Genomic DNA, 18236 nt, shown 5'->3' on the forward strand with positions numbered 1-18236 from the left:
TCAGTTGCCATAACTATTGCAGAGTAAGTGAGTGAGTTTTGCCAATTCGTTTCGCTCAGCCTTACTGAGATTGGCTTTGTCTCCCTTGCCAAACATCGTGAGCAGAAACAAAGGCACGCCACGGTTGTGGTAATAATAGATCACTCGCATACCACCACTTTTCCCTTTGCCGTGGGCGGACCAGCGCAGCTTCCTTATTCCCCCTGTGCCCTGCATGATGCTACCAGCAGTGGGATTGAACCTAGGGCCTGCTTACACTAATTTGGCACCACTGCTGGAGGCTACGCGCCCCGGGCAGCTTCCCGCGCAACTAGGCGCCATGAGTGATATGTAGTGGGCCTACATGAGCGATTGGCAACAACGTTGAGCGGGAAGCGGGTCGGGGGCGCCCAGCCCTTCGGGTTGAGCCAGGAAAAAGCCCACTCGTTGTTGCTCACCGCTTATTTGGGCCCACCAAACTTCGCGGCTCGCGCCTAGACTGGGCTATTTCCTGACTCAACAGAGGCTCCGAATTGGTGTTAGCAGGCCCTAGTTAGTTGATGATGCTCAACTTTTCGTCGTCCTTGAGGTGCAGAGAGGCTTTTTCCCGAAATTCGGGAAGTTCCACAACCGTCTGCATCTCTGCAATTCAATGGATTACAGCAGTCAAATATTCCCTAGTCTTCGCTTTTGTCCAACGGAGGAAAATTCAGCACCTGGGTTTCCTCTTGTTTTACTTCCTTCGGTGTATTCACCCGAGTTTCCAACTCTCTAAATTGCGGCTGTATGTGCAGCTTGTCGTGAAAGCCACAGGCCACGCATTCGCGGTAGTTATGCACGTCGTCGCGGTAGGCCATGATCTTGTCCTGAGCACTGCAGCGGGGGCACACGGCCCCGGCTATAAATCGCTTTACGGGTTGGCTGGGCGTATCACTCATAGTTAGTAACTGCTCACTTACGCTGGTTTGGGTTGGCTCACATCAATGCCGCTGTGGCGCAAAAGGGCGTCATTTTCCGGTTCTCGGCCACGGAAGGCAACAAACAGGCTATTGGCGTCTCGGCTGCCGCCTTTTTGCAGAATTTCGGTCAAAAAGCGCTGGCCGCTGTCAGCGTCAAAGATGCCGTTTTCTTCAAATACGCTAAAAGCGTCGGCAGAGAGCACTTCAGCCCATTTATAACTGTAATAACCCGCCGCATAACCACCGGCAAATATGTGGTTAAAGCTGTTTTCAAAGCGGTTGAAGGCCGGTGGTTGAAACACCGCCACGCGCTGGCGAACGTCGTTTATAACGCCGGCCACATCCACCGGGTTTAGGCTGGGATAGTGCCAGTGCAGGCGCAAATCGAACAGCGCAAACTCAATTTGGCGCATCATCATCATGCCGGATTGGAAGTTCTTGGCCGCCAGCATTTTGTTGAGCAGGTCCTCAGGCAGCGGCTCGCCGGTTTCATAGTGACCGGACAGCAAACCCAATACCTCGGGGTGCCAGCACCAGTTTTCCAAAAACTGGCTGGGCAGCTCAACTGCGTCCCATTCCACGCCAGAAGTACCACTCACCGCTGCCACGTCCACCTGGGTGAGCATGTGGTGCAAACCGTGGCCAAATTCGTGGAACAGCGTGGTGACCTCGTTGTGGGTTAACAGCGCCGGGATGGACTCACTAGGCGGGTTAAAGTTACAGGTGAGGTAGGCCACCGGCAGTTGCAGGCCTTGGGCGGTTTTACGGCGGGTGCGACAGACGTCCATCCAGGCGCCGCCACGCTTGTGCTCGCGGGCGTAGATGTCCAAGTAAAAGCCCGCAATCTCCACGCCGTCGCGCTCTACACGGTAGTAGCGGGCGTCTGGGTGCCAAGTGGTAATGTCGCTATCTTGCTTAATTGTGAGCCCAAATAGCCGTGATGCGACGCTAAATAGCCCAGAAATGACTTTCTCCGCTGGAAAGTAGGGGCGCACCGCTTCCTGGGAAATGGCGTGCTGCTGTTCTTTTAACTTCTCGGAGTAGTAGCTCACATCCCAGGCTTGTAACTCATCCAGGCCATCTTGCTGAGCAAAGGTGCGCAGCTCGGCCAGCTCTTGCTCGGCCATGGCTTTGGACTGGTCGGCTAGGTTGAGTAAAAATTCTTCAACTTGCTCTGGTGTTTGCGCCATCTTGCGCGCCAGGGAGAGCTCGGCGTAGTTGGCAAAGCCCAGCAGCTCGGCCTGTTGCTGGCGCAGAGCCAGGGTTTCGGAGATCAGTTCGCTGTTATCCCATTCGGCGGCGCTGCTGCCATCGGCCTTGGTGCCCTGGTCACTGGCGCGGGTGGTGTAGGCGCGATACATGGCCTCGCGCAGTGCGCGGTTATCGGCGTGGGTCATCACCGCCAAGTAGGCAGGGATATCCAAAGTGATCACCCAGCCCTCAAGGGATTTACTGGCCGCCGCCTGCTTGGCCACGGCCAGGGCGGAGGCTGGCAGGCCGCTTAGTTCGCTTTCATCGGTGATGTGTTGGTACCAGGCGTGGGTGGCATCCAGCACATTGTTGGAAAATTTACTGGATAACTCCGATAAACGTTTACTGTTGGCCGCAAATTGCTGTTGTTTCTCTTTGGGCAAACCAATGCCCGAGAGGGTAAAGTCGCGCAGGGCGTTGTCGATGGTTTTTTGCTGGGCCTGGCTCAGCTGTTCAAACTGGGCGCTGTTGCGAAGGGTGTTGTAGCCCTCGTACATGCCCTGGTGTTGGCCCATGGCGGTGGCAAACTCGGTAATCTTCAACAGGGCTTCATTATAAGCCTCGCGCAGGGCCTCGCTGTTGAGTACCCCATTGAGGTGGCCCACCGGCGACCACGCTTGGCTGAGGTCATCGTCGCAATCTTCCATGGGGTAAACAAAGTTGTCCCAGCTGGGGGCGCTTTTGGCATTGGTGACAATGTCTTCCACCAGCGCTGTGTTGCGCTCTATAAAGTACTCCACCGCCGGCACCACGTGCTCGGGTTGGATCTCGGCAAAGGGCGGTAAGGTGTGTGGTTCAACCAGGGGATTGTGCGATGGGGGCTTGCTCATTGTGTCTCCGACTTGGTAGCGTTGCCTACTGCAAAATACAAACGTTAGCTGATAAGTTTAGATGGGGGTAGTGGATGTCAACTTCAATACGGGCACATAAGGGAATTCGGCCCACCCTGGGCGATCGGGTATATGTCGACCCGCAATCCGCCGTTATTGGTGATGTGCAGATGGGCGACGACTGCTCGGTATGGCCCTTTGCGGTGATTCGCGGCGATATGCACCGCATCCGCATCGGCTCAAGGGTGAGCATCCAAGATAACAGTACCCTACACATTACTCACGCAGGCCCCTTCCAACCCGACGGCTGGCCACTGACCATTGGCAGCGACGTTACCATCGGCCACAACGTGTGTTTGCACGGCTGCAGCATTGGCAACGAGGTGCTGATCGGTATCGGCTCCACCGTGTTGGACGGCGCCGTGGTGGAGGACCAAGTGGTTATTGGTGCGGGTACCCTGGTACCGCCGGGCAAGGTGTTGGAGAGCGGCTACATGTATATGGGCGCACCGGCCAAGCAAATTCGGCCGTTAAAAGAAAAAGAGAAAAACTTCTTTAAATACACCGCCGGTAATTACGTCAAACTTAAAGACGAGTACATCGCGAACAGCGATTACTCCAGCTAGCGTCTATCTTTTAAGTTAGTGATTACCACATTAGTGCCGGCGGTATGACTGCATGGAATTACCCAAGCTCGCGTCGCCGGCAACTTTAACCACCGCCCGGTTAGAACTGCGTCAGTGGCAACCGGGCGATACCGCCGCCTTTGCCCGCCTGTGCGCAGACCCAGATGTAATGCGGTTTTTTCCTGCAACGCTAACGTCTGCACAAGCCGAGCAAATGGCAAACAAAATTCACGGGCTTATTGCCCAGCGTGGCTGGGGATTTTGGGCCGTGGAGGTAATAGGCCTGCAAAAGTTTATTAGCTTTGTTGGACTGCACACACCCCAACCAGAATTACTCTGCGCGCCCTGCGTAGAAATTGGCTGGCGGCTAGATAAATCCCATTGGGGCAAAGGCTACGCCACAGAAGCTGCCCGTGCAGCACTGCAATTTGGCTTTGACGAATTAGGCTTAAAAGCAATCGTTGCCTTTACACCCGCACCCAACAAACCCTCCCAGGCAGTTATACGTAAAATCGGCATGCACAACACCGGTAATAATTTTAACCACCCCAGTTTGCCTAAGGGCCACTGGTTAAGTGAGCATGTGTTGTATGCTAGCCGTGTAACTTTTAAATGTTAAAATGTAGCTTACTATTATTCGAAGGCCTTCAAAAGGTCGAAGTTTCGTGATTAAATTCATGGGTTGTCTTTCTAACGATACATTTTTCGTAGCGCTCAAAGTGCACTGCCTCGTTACTGTCCTCGCAAAATAGAACTACATTTGGTTGTTTGGTTAATGAACTTAAGAACTTAATCCCGTCAAATTGCTCTTGAGATTTTATGAATTCACAGAAAAATTGTGTAGGTAGGTAGCTAAGTTGCTTTGCTTCAGCTACTGGAGCCGTTAATTCTTCAGATAGTTTTTCTAATAGAACAATTAGTTCTAATGCTAGATGTGCAAGATTATCGGGGAAATGGAAGGCGCTGAACATTCTTCTAGGAGATGTTAGATCCAGCAAGTTTACACTTCGTTTGGTTTTTAAATCAGCTAAATAGATAACGCTACCAGTGCTCGGTCTAACTTCTGTTAGTGCTGTATCACGATCCGTGGAGCAGTACAGGTAAGATATTCCCGCAGGATTAGCTCTTCCATCTCCTGCTAGTGCTGATGGGGGCTTGTCTAAATCCTGTGGGAAGCACTGAATTTGGTCCGTTATTCTAGCTCGGAATAATTGACAGCCAATCGGTAATTTAGTCGTAAGTTGAGAGAGTAAAAGTTCAAAAACAATGAGTTCATCGGATTTTCCTCCTCTGAACAGGCTGGAAAAAATCTTAGTTCTAGGGAAAAATCGATTTCGAGAGATAAGCTCGGATCTTAGATCATCCCATCCGTTACTTAGTCTGGAACTGTCAGATATTAGTTCGAATTTTCCTTCAGTAAGAGAAGGATCATCTATTATGGCGCGTAATAGTTCGTCAATATTTGCTACATTGTCTTCATTGAATACTTTGAACTCATACTGAAAGGAATTTGCTAAAGTCCTGCCATCGTTCGACGATAGAAACATATTGTCTTTCAAAAATTCAAACTTTTCTTTTAATTCTAGTGGGTCAAGTAAATTAGATTGCATTCCGCAAAAATCGCAGTTCCCAATTTTTGAGGAGTTTCGTTGAATGTGATTCTTTAAGTCTGTATCCCAAAAGCAATCCTTGCAGCAATACATTTTCAGCTCCCTTCAATATGCTTTAGAATCGATTCGATATGGTGGAGCATGGAGAGTTTTTTGACTGCCCCTAGACCTGGAAAATGTTCGGATTTATGCAGCTTTCTAAACTCACTTATTGAGCTGGTCTCCAATATCTCGGTATTGTTATTAAGAAACTTTATCAATTTAGTCAGTGCGTCATAAAATTTTCCAGCCGGATCAGAGTATGATCCATTATTCGCGGAGCAAAAATGGTTGACTATAATTTTAGTATTCGAGGAAAAAATACTGGAGGGGTTGGATATTATTTGAGTGAGATGGATTGCGACGACGTATGCTGGGCCACCACTTTCAGTGAATGAGTTGCCGGTGATTGTATAGTCGCCAAAACCATGTAAATCTAGAGTGGAGTAATCTTCTATAGAAGAACTGAAGTTTGTATAGGGTGGGTAGTCCGCGTTTTTAACTTTTTTATCGAACCCATCTTCAATGACAACTGTGGGTATATTTAGAGCCGCTTGCGCATTTTTTGCAATATCAGGTTTTTGTTCAACTAATAACAATTCAATGTTATCAGTGTTTTTAAAAATACTCTCTTCGTTGATATTTTTAGCATATAAAGCGAACTTTTTCCCGGCTATTGCGTTTCGTGTGTCCAAAAAATCAGATTTGCTGTGATGATCTTCAAAGGATATGCATGGAAGGTAGTTTACTCCAGCTTGCTGAAGTTGAGAGAAAATATCCTTCGGGTTTTTCTCTTCGCCTAATGTAGAGTTTATTATTATGAGAGGAGTAATGTTTGATTGATTTAATTCTTGGATAGTTTTAATAAAGGGATTTGAGATAATTTTAACCGGTTCAATTACTGGGGTGACGTAATTTATTCCCTGAAGTTTTGTAAGTTCTCTCAAGGCAATTAGTTCGAACTGTTTCCCACGTAAAATTGGATAATACATTACACCGTCCTTGGGTATTTAAATTGGAGTTGATAGCGCTTCGAAAAAAGCATCCTGTTTTCTTTGTGATATTTTAAGGCTTAGTGCCCTGCCGGATAGTTGATATGGAAGTCTTGAAACAACTTTGTTTTTACTCAGCCCTCTGGACTTTAAGGCTTCAAATACATTTTGTTTTATTTGCGAGGGAGGTAGGGTGCTGATTAGTTTATTGCACTTTTTTACCAGCTGAGTGTTCGGAACGTTGTCGATGTTGTTATTAATTTCTCTAGATATGTTCCTTAATTCTGGCGCCGTTAGGAGGGAGGTTGCTTTATCCGCGGTGTAGCTGGGATTGAACAATTTCGAATCTCTCATAATTGAAAATGAGCCTCTTTTATTCAGCACCATTAATCCGAAAGAGTTTGAGATTTTATTTTTTATGGGGTCGGCGTTTTTGCTAGAGCAAACAACGAATACCTTGTCAGAATAAGCGGTGTAATCAAACAGTTGTTTCTCAAGTCGATCAAAATTATCGAACTCTGATTTTATTTCGTAACTCGTCGCGATACCATTTATGATCATAGCGTCGACTTTTGAGGTGCCAAGTTTGAGTTCGCTTAACATCGCTGTCGTATTGGGGGAATGAACTCCGAGCACAATGTTTTTGAATAGTGTGCATTTGTATACGTATTCATAGGGGTAGTTCTTTTTCAAGAACTCAAATGATTGTTTGACGATATCGATAACTTTTAGTTCGTCAGTTTCGGAAAAGCCTAAAATCTGCTTTGCAAGAGAGAATTGAGAAAAGTTCCCGTCTAAGAGTGCGTTGATTGAGCTGGCACTGAAAAGGCTCGCTATCTGATCTATCTCTGATCTCAATTCTATAACTCCTAGCCTCTAAAGTTAGGTTTAATACTTGCCTTAGGGCGAATTTTACTTTCACATCCGAGTGCTTTTTGCCTAGAAGTTGTTTATATATTTGTAATTCGAAACTAGGCAACGCTGCAATAGTAAACAAATATTAGCAATTAAGACATAAAATCTTAAATGTCAGATCTTTCTAAAGCTAACTAAGCTAGTTGATCTCTTAATATCTTAACAACTTTCTTGATTTCAGGTTTTACCCCGCGCCAAATCGAAAACGATTCTGCTGCTTGCCCCACCAGCATGCCCAGGCCATCGGCCAGTTTTGTGCAGCCGTTGGTTTTTGCCCACTGTAAAAATACCGTGGGTTCGGCGCCGTACATCATGTCGTAGCAGGCGGTGGTGCTGTGAATTACGCTGGTGTTGATGGGCGGGAGGTCGCCGGCGAGGCTGGCGGAGGTGCCGTTAATGATGACATCAAACCTGCCGTCTACATCGGCAAATCCACAACCGGTAATGGGGCCAAATTGGGCGAAGCTTGCGGCCAGCGCCGTGGCCTTTTCGGCGGTGCGATTGGCCACCACCACCTGGGCTGGGTTTTGTTGCAGTATGGGTTGCAGCACACCGCGCACGGCGCCACCGGCACCCAACAGCAGCACGCGCTGGTCTTTTAACGGCCAACCCTGGTTGCGTACGATGTCGTCCACCAAGCCCACACCATCGGTGTTATCGGCGCACAGCTGGCCGTGTTCGTTGAGCCATAGAGTATTCACGGCGCCGGCGGTTTCCGCCCGCTGGGTAAGATGCTCGGCCAAGGCGAAGGCTTCGAGTTTAAACGGCGCGGTGATGTTTAGGCCTCGGCCCTGGCTGGCAAAGAACTCCACCACGGCTTGGTTAAAGCCATCCAGCTCTACCAATTGGCGTTGGTAATTCACATTTTGGCCGGTTTGCTCGGCGAATAAGCGGTGGATATCCGGCGACTTGGATTGGGCGATGGGGTTGCCAAAAACTGCGTATCGATCACTCATAGCCAGTCCCGCCCGGTGAGGTAGTAGTCGGTGAGCTTGGCTTCGGCCGAGCCGGGCTCCGGTTGGTAGTTGTATTCCCAGCGCACCAGAGGTGGCAGCGACATCAAAATGGATTCGGTACGGCCGCCACTTTGTAGGCCAAATAAGGTGCCGCGGTCAAACACTAGGTTGAATTCCACGTAGCGGCCTCGACGATACAACTGGAACTGCTTTTCGCGCTCGCCGTAGGGCGTGGCCTGGCGTTTTTCCAGTATTGGGCAGATGGCATCCACGTAGGCGGAGCCCACCGCTTGGGTAAAGGCAAAGCTTTTATCAAAGCCCCATTCATTGAGGTCATCAAAAAACAAACCGCCCACGCCGCGGGGTTCATCGCGGTGCTTTAAATAGAAGTAGTCGTCGCACCATCGTTTGTAGTGCGGGTACACCTCATCACCAAAGGGTTGGCAGGCGTTCCTGGCTGTTTGGTGCCAGTGAATGCAGTCTTCGTCAAAGCCGTAGTAGGGCGTTAAATCAAAGCCGCCGCCAAACCACCATACCGGTTCTTCGCCGGGCTTTTCGGCAATAAAAAATCGTACATTGGCGTGGCTGGTGGGGGCATAGGGGTTGTGGGGGTGAATCACCAATGAGACGCCCATGGCCTCAAAGGCGCGGCCGGCCAGTTCTGGCCGATGGGCCGTGGCCGAGGCGGGCATCTGGTCGCCCATCACATGGGAAAAATTCACGCCGCCTTTTTCAATCACCGCACCATCGGTAATGACCCGTGAAATACCGCCGCCACCGGCGTCTCTTTCCCAGCTGTCTTGTTCAAAGCGGGCTTTGCCGTCCAGTCGCTCCAGCGCTTGGCAGATGTTGTCTTGCAGCGACAACAGATAGGCTTTTACGGCGTTTTTGTCCACAGCTTGCATGTTGGGCCTCGGTTTAGGGTGGCGGGCTGGCCGCACAGGGTAATTGGGCGACAGAATAAATCAAGCCGAGCGCAGCACCTGGCCGGTTAGTAGGTGGCATATTTGCGTGGGTTGCCGCTCTTTACCAACGTTACCAGGGGCATAGGTTAAGGGCTGGTGCCGAAAATAACGCCGGGCCTGCAGTTGATCCCGGGCTGGGGGCAATCCTGCTGGGTTGGCCGAGGTAGACACAATGGGCCCACCGAATTGCTCGCACAGCGCCTGCACCACCGGGTGGGCACTGACCCGCACCGCTAACGAATTATGGCTGCCGCGAATCCACTGGGGGCAATGCCCGTTGTGCGGAATAATCCAAGTATTGGGGCCAGGCCAGGAGTTGGATAAGGTGTCCAATTGCTCCTCGCTGAGCCCCAACAAAAATGGGTGTAACTGTTCCATAGTGGCGGCCACCAGAATCACGCCCTTGTCGTAGGGGCGTTGTTTTAGGCGCAGAATCTCCCACAGGGCGATTTCATCGTAGGGATCACAGCCCAGTCCCCACACGGCCTCGGTAGGGTAGGCGATGACCTCACCGCGTTTCAGCGCGCGGCAGGCATTGTGTAGTTTGATATTGTGCTGATAGTGCTGCATAGCCAGAGCCCGGAAGACGCTTTATCAATTGTCTAAGAACAATCAGTTGTCAAAGAACAACCGTTGTAAAAACCCAGAGGTGCAGTGAAGCGTCCGCACCGCCAATGAAACCGGTGCATGGTAATTGCTGAGCGCGACCTGTGCAAAGATGACCGGCTGGTGGCTGGGCCAAATGAGTAGAGAGAAGTAGAGATAAGCGAGAAAAAGAAACAAAAAGCAGTAAGAACATGGCGCGTTGATTGCTCTAACCCATTTACAAACAAGCAGCTTCCTGTAAACGGAGAGGACAACCATGAATAAATTAACGGGTAAAGGCGGCGTGTACGCCCTATTGATTAGTGCAGTTATAGTGTTGGCGGGCCTTACAGGCTGCGAAACCACTGAAGGTGTGGGCCGTGATATCCAAAATGCCGGTGAAGCCATTGAAGATGCCGCTGAATAAAAACGCTGCTGTGATGCTGAGTCTGGCCGTGGGTGGGTAGGAAAAGGTTGGTAAAAAAGCCAGTGAGCTAGAAAATTTTACAAACCAGAGAGCGTTTTAGCGCACAGGCTACCGGTGGTGCTGCTGGTGTGGTGTTAGCGGCCAGTACTACTGGCCGCAAGCTCAGCCATCGAGGCTAGACTGGTGGTGTTAGTACTGTGGCTTTAATACATAGCGCGGTAAAAGCGCAATCCCAACACGCCGCTGGCTTCTTCCTCTACCCGTAGGTAGGGGTTGTGTTGGTAGAACAGGCTGGTTTGGATGTCTTTGGTCAGCAAGGTGGGGGTGCGGTAAGTGACTTCCCACGCGGTGGTGGTGGGTTTGCGCTGGTCGGTAACCTGGGTTTTATCCATGGCGACCTTGGTAAACGCAACGCCCAACGTGTCTTGCTCGGCAAAAATGTCTTTAATGACGGCGCCGGCGCTGCGGTAACCAGAAATAGAATTCAAGCCGGTGTTGGACAGGCCCATTTGCATAAACAATGCGGCGCGCTCGGAATATTTGGTTTCAGCGATAACGTAGTAGCCGTACTGCGCGTCTTTGCTGAGATACTCGCGCTGATCCTTACCAGAGCGGTGATTCCAAGCTCCGGCAGCCAACTTCAGCTTACCGTATTTGTTGATGCCGCTTTCAATGGCGGTGAACAGACCTTCATCAGTGTTAAAGGCGAGCTTAGCCGGCTCATAGTTGGAAGAGCTGTCGTAGGTGGCTGCGCGCACGTAGTAGTGATCAAACTGATAATTGATTTGCACGCCAACCGCACTGGAGGAAAACGCCGTGGCACTGGGCAAGGTTAATTCTGGCCCACGCTTAAAGGCGTTCATGGCAAATAGGTTGGTGGCATCCAACTTGTAGAACGAATTACTAAAATCTTGCAGGCCAAACGTCAGGTTGGCGCGCAATTCTTGGAACTGGTGGCGGTACAGAAGCATGTTAAGACGAGTGGCGCCTTCTGTATCAACACCGGCCAAACGATTTAAATCAACGGATTTACTCCACTCGCGCAGGGCGTTGGTATCTACGCCATAATCCGCTGAGGCGGTGGCGACGATTTCGCCATCGTGCCACAGGCCGATAGATTCGGTTTTAAAGCGGTAACTGAACTGGTTACTGATGGCATCGCGCACTAGTGTGTCGCCATTGTCCATGGGGCTGTTATGGCTGCCAAAGATAGACTCCGACAAATCCATAAACTCAGTGTTGGAGTAATCTAGGTTGGTCAGGGCTAACTCGGATAAATCGAGTTGCTCAGCGAAAGTTGCACTGGCCAATGTCCCTAAAGTCAGTAATGCGACAACTTGTTTCAAAGCTCTAGTCCGGTATGGTTAGTTGTGTTGATTGATTGCTACATCAAATCTAGCCAAGAAATACACGAAGCGTGTAAATAAACACCAAATATCCAGTGACGTAAATCACAAATAGAACAAGTGGTTATTTTTGGGCGCTATGTTACATGACTTAAGAAACGACATGAACTATGCGCTCTAACTGATTACTAGTTTAGTTAAAATATGAAATTTGCAAGTGTCGCTTTGCTATCAAAGATAAGCAATTGCTAAAAAGCGAAGCGTTTTCAAACACTTACCGGGCAAAAAATTGTTAATAAACTATTCTGCCCAAATGATCAAAATATGCGCTCAATTTGGCCATCGGTTTGCGCAACTACGCCCGCCAACTCCAAATTCAGAACCTCTATCATTAGCTGGTCTATGTTGAGCCCGGTGCTGGCGGCCAGTTGGTCTAGGTTTTTGGCGTCGTGGGCCAGGGCCTGCAGTATTTGTGCTTGTTCTTCGCTGCAGTCCGGCGGGTTGTTTGGGTTGGCTTGGTTGAGGTCTAGCTCACGCTGCTTCAGCGCCAGCATGCCACCCAGTTCTTCCATGATATCGTCGGTGCACTCCACCAACTTGGCGCCATTTTTAATCAGTTGATGACAACCTTTGACCACGGGGTTGTGAATAGATCCCGGAATGGCAAAAACTTCTCGATCTTGGTTGGCCGCTGTGCGAGCGGTAATTAACGAGCCGCTTTTCACCTTCGCTTCCACCACCAACACCCCTAAGCTCAAGCCACTGATGATGCGATTGCGCTGGGGGAAGTGTGCCCGCAGGGGCTTGCTGCCCAGGGGCAGTTCGGTGATCAAGGCGCCCTCATTGGCGAGGATATCTTCAGCCAACTTGCGATGCCGCGCCGGGTACACTTGATCCAGCCCGGTGGCCATAACCGCCACCGTAGTGCCATTGCCGCGCAATGCGCCGAGATGAGCGCGGCCATCAATGCCGGCGGCCAGCCCACTGACGATGCAAAAGCCACCGGCGGCTAACTCTGCGGCAAAGCGCTCGGCGTTTTCGCTGCCCTGTGCCGTGCAGTGGCGCGCACCCACTAGGGCAATGGCGGGTATATGCAGGGCATTAACGTTACCTCGCACGTACAGAATGGCCGGAGCATCGTGGGCTCTGGCCAGCAGTTGTGGGTAGTCGTCGCTTCCCAGCACCACCAGCTGCCCTTGCAGCTCAGCCACCGAGTTAAGCGTGGCCAGGGCTCGCTGGGCCAGTGCGGATGACTCCCCGCGATCAATAAATTCAGCCAAGGCGGGCCAATGGCTGCTGGCAATTAGGGGCTTTAATTCCGATGGGTGTTGAATCAACTGCTCGGCGCTGCCGTGGCGACGCAGGGCATGGTAAAGCTTAGCAGGGGAGGGGGCTTTGCTGAATTGCAGCGCCAAGGCTGCCCGTTGTTGCGAAGTGTGTGGTGTAGTCATTTGCCCTCCTTGGCATCGGTATCCCTGTAGAATCTCGGTTGTTTAGAGTGGCCTTGCAGGGCTGTAGAGTTTGTCTTGCAGCCTGATCGGGCGGTCTGTTTCCAGCACAAGTGCATAGCAGAGCTTATCAAAGGTGCGGAACACCATGGCCAAGCCCACGCGCTCTTCGGGCAGCTGGACGCTATCGCCAGAGATCTGATCTTTAATCAACTTACCTTCCTTGTACACCGCCAGCACATCGCCAGAGGCAACGCCTTCGCGGGTGCCCAGATTAAGCACGATCACATCCATGTTACCGGCGTGGGTTAGACCTTCGTCCATGGCGATCACCATACCTTCGATGTTCTCGTTGGCCGGAGACGAGGGGTAAAAGGTGGATTCGATGGCGCGTTCTTCATCGGGCAGCACCCGGTCGCCGATGCGCACTTCCTCGGTGGTGCGGGTAACCATCATGCTGCTCACCTGGGAATGAATGCCGGTAACCTTCACCGAACCCACGTCTTTAGCGCCGTAACCCAACACCTCGCCGGAGGCTGGGTCAACATAGGCATCGCCCAGGCGGTAAATGTTGTAGTTGGGGATGTTGTCTGCCAGCGCGCCACGCACATACACCTTATCGCCATTGGCCAAAATTAAGCGTTGTTCTTGGCCGGCAACCACGTAGGGAGCGACTTCAAATTCGGCTTTGTCCACCACTCGGTTTTTGTTGAGGAAGGCGTCTACCACATCCAACGGAATGGCGGGGATGGCATCACCCAAAGGCACCACGCGCACGGAAGGTGACAATTTACCCTCCAGTTTGGCGCCCCGGCGGCCCACGGTAAGACGTGGTTGGCCGTCCAGGTAGATCAGTTTAATCACGTCACCTGGGTAAATTAAATGCGGGTTGGCAATTTGTTGATTAACGTGCCAAATCTCCGGCCACATCCATGGGTTGCGCAAAAACGTACCAGAGATATCCCACAGGGTATCGCCTTTCACCACCACGTACTCATCGGGGTGGTCGTTACGCAGTTGAATTTCTTCAGCCACAGCCCCAACAATAATGGACGCGGCAAGCAAAGTGGCAAGCGCCACTTGGGTGAAGAAGTTTTTCATAGAATCCTATCCTGTACTCGGCTTGACCCTTGTATCAGGGTTATAATAGCCCATTTGGCGCAGTTCGTTGGTTGAGCTGGCCGGCGGTTGTGCCGCTGGCGAGTGCAATTACCCGTGCTGCTGGCTTTGCTAAGCTGGTAACCAGCGCAGCGGCGGTGACGGCCGGCGGGTAGAATCGGCTCCAGCAGCAACATGCCGATAGTCGGCATCCCCGCAAAAAACCCCTGCTAACTCATAATGTTAGCAGCGCTTATTGTGTTTTTGCTAACGCTTTTGCGCCGAGCTTTTCTTCTGCGGATTGGTTCACAAAAAGCTTAGCCGATTGGCAAACATTCGGTCGATTTACTACAGATGGCAACAAAATGGCGAAATTAGAAATACTGGAATTCCCCGACCCACGGTTGCGAACCATCGCTAAACCGGTGGCTGCGGTCGATGACAGCATCCGCGCAATCATCGACGACATGTTCGATACCATGTACGAGGCGCCGGGCATTGGTCTGGCAGCCACCCAGGTGAATATCCACCAACAAATTATCGTGATTGACGTCAGCGAAGAGCACGACCAGCCCCTGGTGTTTATCAACCCTACTATCGAGGTGGAAGAGGGCGAGCTGTTCAGTTACGACGAAGGCTGCTTATCGGTGCCTGGTTTCTACGAAAGCGTAGAGCGCCCCACCAATATCACCGTTAAAGCGCTGGATCGCAACGGCGAGGCCTTTGAGCTAAAGCCAGATGGGCTACTGGCGGTGTGCATTCAGCACGAAATCGACCACCTCAACGGTAAGTTATTCGTCGATTATGTCTCGCCCATGAAACGCAATCGCATCCGCAAAAAATTGGAAAAACAACACCGCTTGCAGGCGGGTTAACCGCCAGTCATTCCCCGGCAGGCTGTGGCTGTCGGGCACCACTTAACTACCCTCCCAAGGCTACTTGTGACTCAATCGCTCTCCATCGTTTTCGCCGGCACGCCGGATTTTGCCGCCTTTCATCTCAGTGCCGTGCTGGCCAGCCAGCATACCGTAAGCGCCGTTTACACCCAGCCAGACCGCCCAGCAGGGCGTGGTAAAAAGCTGCATGCCAGCGCCGTTAAGCAGGTGGCCCTGGCCCACGAGTTGCCGGTGCATCAGCCGTTGAATTTCAAATCCCAGGAAGACCGCGATGCCCTGGCCGCGCTTAAGCCGGATGTTTTGGTGGTGGTGGCCTACGGCTTAATTTTGCCCCAGGCGGTGTTGGATATTCCCAAATACGGCTGCCTTAACGTGCACGCATCCATTTTGCCTCGCTGGCGTGGCGCTGCGCCCATTCAGCGCGCGGTTGAGGCCGGCGATGCCCTGAGCGGTGTGACCATTATGCAAATGGAGCGCGGGCTGGATACCGGCCCCATGTTGAACAAAGTATTTTGTGACATAACCGAACAGGAAACCGGCGGCAGCCTGCACGATAAACTGCAAGCCCTAGGTGCCCCGGCGTTAATTGACACCCTGGATCAGCTCAGCGACGGACAACTGGCCCCCGAAACACAAGATGACAGCCAAGCCAACTACGCGCACAAAATCGAAAAAGACGATCTCAACATCAACTGGCAACAACCGGCTGAAGTCGTCGCCCGCACTATCCGCGCTTTTAGCCCGTTCCCGGTGTGTTTTAGCCAGCTGGGTGACAAGCGCATTAAGCTCTACCAAGCCACTATGGTAGAGGCCGCCACGCCTGGTAACGCCGGCGAAATCCTCAGCTTCGATAAAACCGGCGTCATGGTGGCCTGCGGTGTTGGTGCGGTTAAATTACACAACCTACAAATACCGGGCAAAAAGCCCATGACGGCGGATCAGTTACTTAACGGCTATAAAGAGTTATTCGCCCCCGGCCAAGTGTTCCGGCAGGCGTAACCATGGCCAGTGACGTACGCTTAGTGGCCGCCCAAACCCTGGCTGCCATATTGGTGGAGGGCAAAACCCTTGCCCAGCTCATGCCCAAGGCCGCCGACCGAGTGGCGCCGCGTGACCAGCCCCTGCTGCAAGAGCTGTGCTACGGTACCTGCCGTTGGTATCCACAGTTAAAGCAGCTGTATTTGGCGTTGGTGGATAAACCCCTAAAAGCCAAAGACACCGACATCGAAGCCCTGTTCTACCTGGGCTTTTACCAGTTGCAGTTCACCCGCATCGCCCCCCACGCGGCCATTAACGAAACCGTTAACTGCGCTAAAAAGCTGAAAAAGCCCTGGGCCGTTAAACTGCTCAATGCGGTGCTGCGTCGGGCCCAGCGGGAGCAGGAATCTCTGCAACAAGAGTTACAGCAAAACCCTCAGGCAACTACCGCCCACCCCAATTGGTTAATCAAAGCCATCACTAAACACTGGCCGGATTTCGCCGAAGCAATATTTGCATCCAACAACGCGCACCCGCCCATGACATTGCGGGTAAACCGCGCCCAAACCACCCGCGATGATTACCAAACAGAGCTGGTGGAGCAGGGTATCGAATGCCAAGCGACCGAATATTCAGACGTTGGCATCACCCTGGCCCGAGCACAGGATACCGCTAAGTTACCCGGGTTTGCCCAGGGCCAGGCCAGCGTGCAGGATGAAGCCGCCCAGCTGGCCGCCAGCCTGTTGGATTTAAAACCCGGCCAGCGGGTGCTGGATGCCTGCGCCGCTCCCGGCGGCAAAACCTGCCATATGTTAGAAACTGAGCCTGGCTTGGCCAGGGTGACGGCGCTGGATATCTCTGACAAGCGGCTTACTAAGGTGCAAGAGAATATTCAGCGTATTAATAGGGATTGGCTGCAGGGCCAGGTTGAACTCACAGCGGCGGATGCCCTGGTGCTGGAGGATTGGTTCAGCGGCGATCAATACGACCGCATCCTGCTGGATGCACCCTGTTCTGCCACCGGCGTAATACGCCGCCACCCGGATATCAAACTGCTGCGTTTGGCTAACCAAGTGGAGCAGTTGGCGACCCTGCAATTTGAACTGCTCACCGCCCTATGGCAAACCCTGAAACCCGGCGGCCGCCTGGTGTACGCCACCTGTTCGATATTCCCTACAGAAAACACCCAAGTTATTGAGCGCTTTTTACAGCAAACCGACGATGCAGCGGAACACAAGCTGGCGGTTACCTGGGGCATGGAGCAGCCCGCTGGGCGCCAGTTGCTGCCCCGCCAAGGCGGCCACGATGGGTTTTACTATTGCGTGCTCGATAAACGCTAGCTATTAGTGGGGTTAGCTCTCAGTAGGTAAGCCGACGTGCATGCGTTGGTTTTTAAAATCCATGGTGATGACAAAGTGTTTGAACACATCGTAGCCGACGATGCCCTCAAAGGATTTCTTTTTAAACTTGGTGCCAGTTTGGCCCTGCTCCCCCGGTAAATTCAACTTTGCACCCTTGGCCGGCGTTGAGCCGAGCACATTTTCCAAAGTGAAGGGGCCAAAAGTGACTTCTGGTAGGGTAAAACCAATCATATTGGCAGACCGAACGGCGCCTCTTCCCTGGTGGGTGGCTTGGTCATTTGGGTCGATCCAGCCTCTCATCGTCGCCATACGGCGCGTCACCATCACCCCGCCATTAAAGCCAGTATCAAATAGCAGCCATTCCTTTTTGTTATTGCCCAGGGTCACTAGTACCTGGGGCTGCTGGTATTTCTTTTTCCGCAGGCGAATGTTCTCAGACTTTTTTAGGTCAACGGCGTCATGGGTCATGATGCGTATACGCTGGTTGGGATAATCCATTTGCACAACTAATTGGTTAAAAAAAGATTCGCCCACCACCAGCAATAAATCGTCGCCAAGGTCCGCATCTACCAGTCCGCTCCATTCGAAGGTGGAACCGAAAAGATCCACAAGGACATCGTTGTAAACCTTGCGTTTTTCATTGCCATAAACGCCAGCAATATTTACAGCAACGCCTTCTTTTAAGTCCACGTCGTTGGCAATTAAGCGCTTGTTAATGGCAAATATCTCCGCACCGGTATCCAGCAGAGCCCAGCCTTTTGCGCTGCCGATACTCACCGGCACATAGATATGGCCCTGGCGAATACTGACGTCCGTCCACTGACTTACCCCCGCGTTAGAGGCTGGCCCCCACAAAATCCCGAAAAGGCAGATTACTAGATAAAATAAATGCGGTAATGGTGCTACCGTGGGTTGCATGGCATTGCTTCCTTTCATTGCGTGCAAGGGTAAATCCGTTGGCCTTATTGTGGTGTA

19 protein-coding genes are annotated in these 18236 nt (G+C 51.7%); 6 read left to right on the forward strand and 13 right to left on the reverse strand.

All coding sequences use genetic code 11. The annotated features are described in order from the left end of the window. From ACGHM3_RS00170 to prlC, 3 genes are all read right to left on the reverse strand, one after another. A complete protein-coding gene (locus tag ACGHM3_RS00170; RefSeq protein WP_345427162.1) occupies positions 1–216 on the reverse strand; it encodes a type II toxin-antitoxin system RelE/ParE family toxin in 216 nt (71 codons plus the stop codon). A 440-nt stretch (positions 217–656) separates the two neighbouring features. Further along, positions 657–917, reverse strand: a complete 261-nt coding sequence (locus ACGHM3_RS00175) for a YheV family putative zinc ribbon protein (protein WP_345427164.1) — start codon at positions 915–917, stop codon at positions 657–659. Positions 918–934: 17 nt separating this feature from the next. After that, positions 935–3019 (reverse strand): oligopeptidase A, encoded by a 2085-nt coding sequence (gene prlC, locus ACGHM3_RS00180; protein ID WP_345427166.1) that lies wholly within the window; start codon positions 3017–3019, stop codon positions 935–937. A 74-nt stretch (positions 3020–3093) separates the two neighbouring features. On the opposite strand from prlC, the gene ACGHM3_RS00185 reads away from it, so the two are divergent. Both ACGHM3_RS00185 and ACGHM3_RS00190 read left to right on the forward strand, forming a co-directional pair. Then, a complete protein-coding gene (locus ACGHM3_RS00185) occupies positions 3094–3645 on the forward strand; it encodes a gamma carbonic anhydrase family protein (protein ID WP_345427168.1) in 552 nt (183 codons plus the stop codon). A gap of 52 nt (positions 3646–3697) precedes the next feature. Continuing rightward, entirely contained in the window at positions 3698–4264 is a 567-nt protein-coding gene (locus ACGHM3_RS00190; protein WP_345427170.1) for a GNAT family N-acetyltransferase, read from the forward strand. Between the two features lie 28 nt (positions 4265–4292). Here ACGHM3_RS00190 and ACGHM3_RS00195 read toward each other — a convergent pair whose 3' ends face one another. The 6 genes from ACGHM3_RS00195 to ACGHM3_RS00220 form a co-directional block, all read right to left on the reverse strand. Next, positions 4293–5255 (reverse strand): RES family NAD+ phosphorylase, encoded by a 963-nt coding sequence (locus ACGHM3_RS00195; RefSeq protein WP_345427173.1) that lies wholly within the window; start codon positions 5253–5255, stop codon positions 4293–4295. A 95-nt stretch (positions 5256–5350) separates the two neighbouring features. Next, positions 5351–6286: a sce7725 family protein gene (locus ACGHM3_RS00200; protein WP_345427175.1), complete on the reverse strand. Its 936-nt coding sequence runs from the start codon at positions 6284–6286 to the stop codon at positions 5351–5353. A gap of 18 nt (positions 6287–6304) precedes the next feature. Continuing rightward, positions 6305–7144, reverse strand: coding sequence for a sce7726 family protein (locus tag ACGHM3_RS00205; protein ID WP_345427177.1), 840 nt, complete (start codon positions 7142–7144; stop codon positions 6305–6307). A 191-nt stretch (positions 7145–7335) separates the two neighbouring features. Further along, positions 7336–8157, reverse strand: coding sequence for a shikimate dehydrogenase (aroE, locus tag ACGHM3_RS00210; RefSeq protein WP_345427179.1), 822 nt, complete (start codon positions 8155–8157; stop codon positions 7336–7338). Then, positions 8154–9062 (reverse strand): oxygen-dependent coproporphyrinogen oxidase, encoded by a 909-nt coding sequence (gene hemF / locus ACGHM3_RS00215; protein WP_345427181.1) that lies wholly within the window; start codon positions 9060–9062, stop codon positions 8154–8156. Before hemF ends, aroE begins: the two co-directional genes overlap by 4 nt. A gap of 60 nt (positions 9063–9122) precedes the next feature. Then, on the reverse strand, positions 9123–9692 hold the full coding sequence (locus ACGHM3_RS00220) for a Sua5/YciO/YrdC/YwlC family protein (RefSeq protein ID WP_345427183.1): 570 nt from the start codon (positions 9690–9692) through the stop codon (positions 9123–9125). Between the two features lie 292 nt (positions 9693–9984). Between ACGHM3_RS00220 and ACGHM3_RS00225 the strand changes: the two genes are divergently transcribed. Continuing rightward, a complete protein-coding gene (locus ACGHM3_RS00225) occupies positions 9985–10134 on the forward strand; it encodes an entericidin A/B family lipoprotein (protein ID WP_345427185.1) in 150 nt (49 codons plus the stop codon). A gap of 203 nt (positions 10135–10337) precedes the next feature. Here the strand turns inward: ACGHM3_RS00225 and ACGHM3_RS00230 are convergent, their stop codons facing one another. The 3 genes from ACGHM3_RS00230 to ACGHM3_RS00240 all read right to left on the reverse strand — a co-directional run bounded on the left by ACGHM3_RS00230 (position 10338) and on the right by ACGHM3_RS00240 (position 14029). Beyond that, complete coding sequence (locus tag ACGHM3_RS00230; RefSeq protein ID WP_345427187.1) at positions 10338–11480, reverse strand: carbohydrate porin; 1143 nt, start codon at positions 11478–11480, stop codon at positions 10338–10340. Positions 11481–11797: 317 nt separating this feature from the next. Beyond that, entirely contained in the window at positions 11798–12931 is a 1134-nt protein-coding gene (gene dprA, locus ACGHM3_RS00235) for a DNA-processing protein DprA (RefSeq protein ID WP_345427189.1), read from the reverse strand. Positions 12932–12973: 42 nt separating this feature from the next. Continuing rightward, the gene (locus ACGHM3_RS00240) at positions 12974–14029 is read right to left on the reverse strand and encodes a LysM peptidoglycan-binding domain-containing protein (protein WP_345427191.1); all 1056 of its coding nucleotides are present in this window, start codon (positions 14027–14029) and stop codon (positions 12974–12976) included. Positions 14030–14391: 362 nt separating this feature from the next. Here ACGHM3_RS00240 and def point away from each other — a divergent pair, with 362 nt between their 5' ends. From def to rsmB, 3 genes are all read left to right on the forward strand, one after another. Next, on the forward strand, positions 14392–14901 hold the full coding sequence (gene def / locus ACGHM3_RS00245) for a peptide deformylase (protein ID WP_345427193.1): 510 nt from the start codon (positions 14392–14394) through the stop codon (positions 14899–14901). A 66-nt stretch (positions 14902–14967) separates the two neighbouring features. Further along, positions 14968–15921 carry a methionyl-tRNA formyltransferase gene (gene fmt / locus ACGHM3_RS00250; RefSeq protein ID WP_345427195.1) on the forward strand — a complete coding sequence of 318 codons (954 nt, stop codon included), beginning with the start codon at positions 14968–14970 and terminating at the stop codon, positions 15919–15921. Positions 15922–15923: 2 nt separating this feature from the next. Further along, positions 15924–17240 (forward strand): 16S rRNA (cytosine(967)-C(5))-methyltransferase RsmB, encoded by a 1317-nt coding sequence (gene rsmB, locus ACGHM3_RS00255; RefSeq protein WP_345427197.1) that lies wholly within the window; start codon positions 15924–15926, stop codon positions 17238–17240. Positions 17241–17252: 12 nt separating this feature from the next. Here rsmB and ACGHM3_RS00260 read toward each other — a convergent pair whose 3' ends face one another. Further along, on the reverse strand, positions 17253–18179 hold the full coding sequence (locus tag ACGHM3_RS00260; RefSeq protein WP_345427199.1) for a signal protein PDZ: 927 nt from the start codon (positions 18177–18179) through the stop codon (positions 17253–17255). Between the last annotated feature and the right edge of the window lie 57 nt (positions 18180–18236).

The organism is Halioxenophilus aromaticivorans (assembly GCF_042850945.1).
Classification (GTDB): domain Bacteria; phylum Pseudomonadota; class Gammaproteobacteria; order Pseudomonadales; family Cellvibrionaceae; genus Halioxenophilus; species Halioxenophilus aromaticivorans.

Coding starts and splice junctions, on each gene's coding strand:
- ACGHM3_RS00170 (WP_345427162.1), bottom strand. CDS start 216: ATGCAGGGCACAGGGGGAATAAGGAAGCTGCGCTGGTCCGCCCACGGC.
- ACGHM3_RS00175 (WP_345427164.1), bottom strand. CDS start 917: ATGAGTGATACGCCCAGCCAACCCGTAAAGCGATTTATAGCCGGGGCC.
- prlC (WP_345427166.1), bottom strand. CDS start 3,019: ATGAGCAAGCCCCCATCGCACAATCCCCTGGTTGAACCACACACCTTA.
- ACGHM3_RS00185 (WP_345427168.1), top strand. CDS start 3,094: ATGTCAACTTCAATACGGGCACATAAGGGAATTCGGCCCACCCTGGGC.
- ACGHM3_RS00190 (WP_345427170.1), top strand. CDS start 3,698: ATGGAATTACCCAAGCTCGCGTCGCCGGCAACTTTAACCACCGCCCGG.
- ACGHM3_RS00195 (WP_345427173.1), bottom strand. CDS start 5,255: ATGCAATCTAATTTACTTGACCCACTAGAATTAAAAGAAAAGTTTGAA.
- ACGHM3_RS00200 (WP_345427175.1), bottom strand. CDS start 6,286: ATGTATTATCCAATTTTACGTGGGAAACAGTTCGAACTAATTGCCTTG.
- aroE (WP_345427179.1), bottom strand. CDS start 8,157: ATGAGTGATCGATACGCAGTTTTTGGCAACCCCATCGCCCAATCCAAG.
- hemF (WP_345427181.1), bottom strand. CDS start 9,062: ATGCAAGCTGTGGACAAAAACGCCGTAAAAGCCTATCTGTTGTCGCTG.
- ACGHM3_RS00220 (WP_345427183.1), bottom strand. CDS start 9,692: ATGCAGCACTATCAGCACAATATCAAACTACACAATGCCTGCCGCGCG.
- ACGHM3_RS00225 (WP_345427185.1), top strand. CDS start 9,985: ATGAATAAATTAACGGGTAAAGGCGGCGTGTACGCCCTATTGATTAGT.
- dprA (WP_345427189.1), bottom strand. CDS start 12,931: ATGACTACACCACACACTTCGCAACAACGGGCAGCCTTGGCGCTGCAA.
- ACGHM3_RS00240 (WP_345427191.1), bottom strand. CDS start 14,029: ATGAAAAACTTCTTCACCCAAGTGGCGCTTGCCACTTTGCTTGCCGCG.
- def (WP_345427193.1), top strand. CDS start 14,392: ATGGCGAAATTAGAAATACTGGAATTCCCCGACCCACGGTTGCGAACC.
- rsmB (WP_345427197.1), top strand. CDS start 15,924: ATGGCCAGTGACGTACGCTTAGTGGCCGCCCAAACCCTGGCTGCCATA.
- ACGHM3_RS00260 (WP_345427199.1), bottom strand. CDS start 18,179: ATGCAACCCACGGTAGCACCATTACCGCATTTATTTTATCTAGTAATC.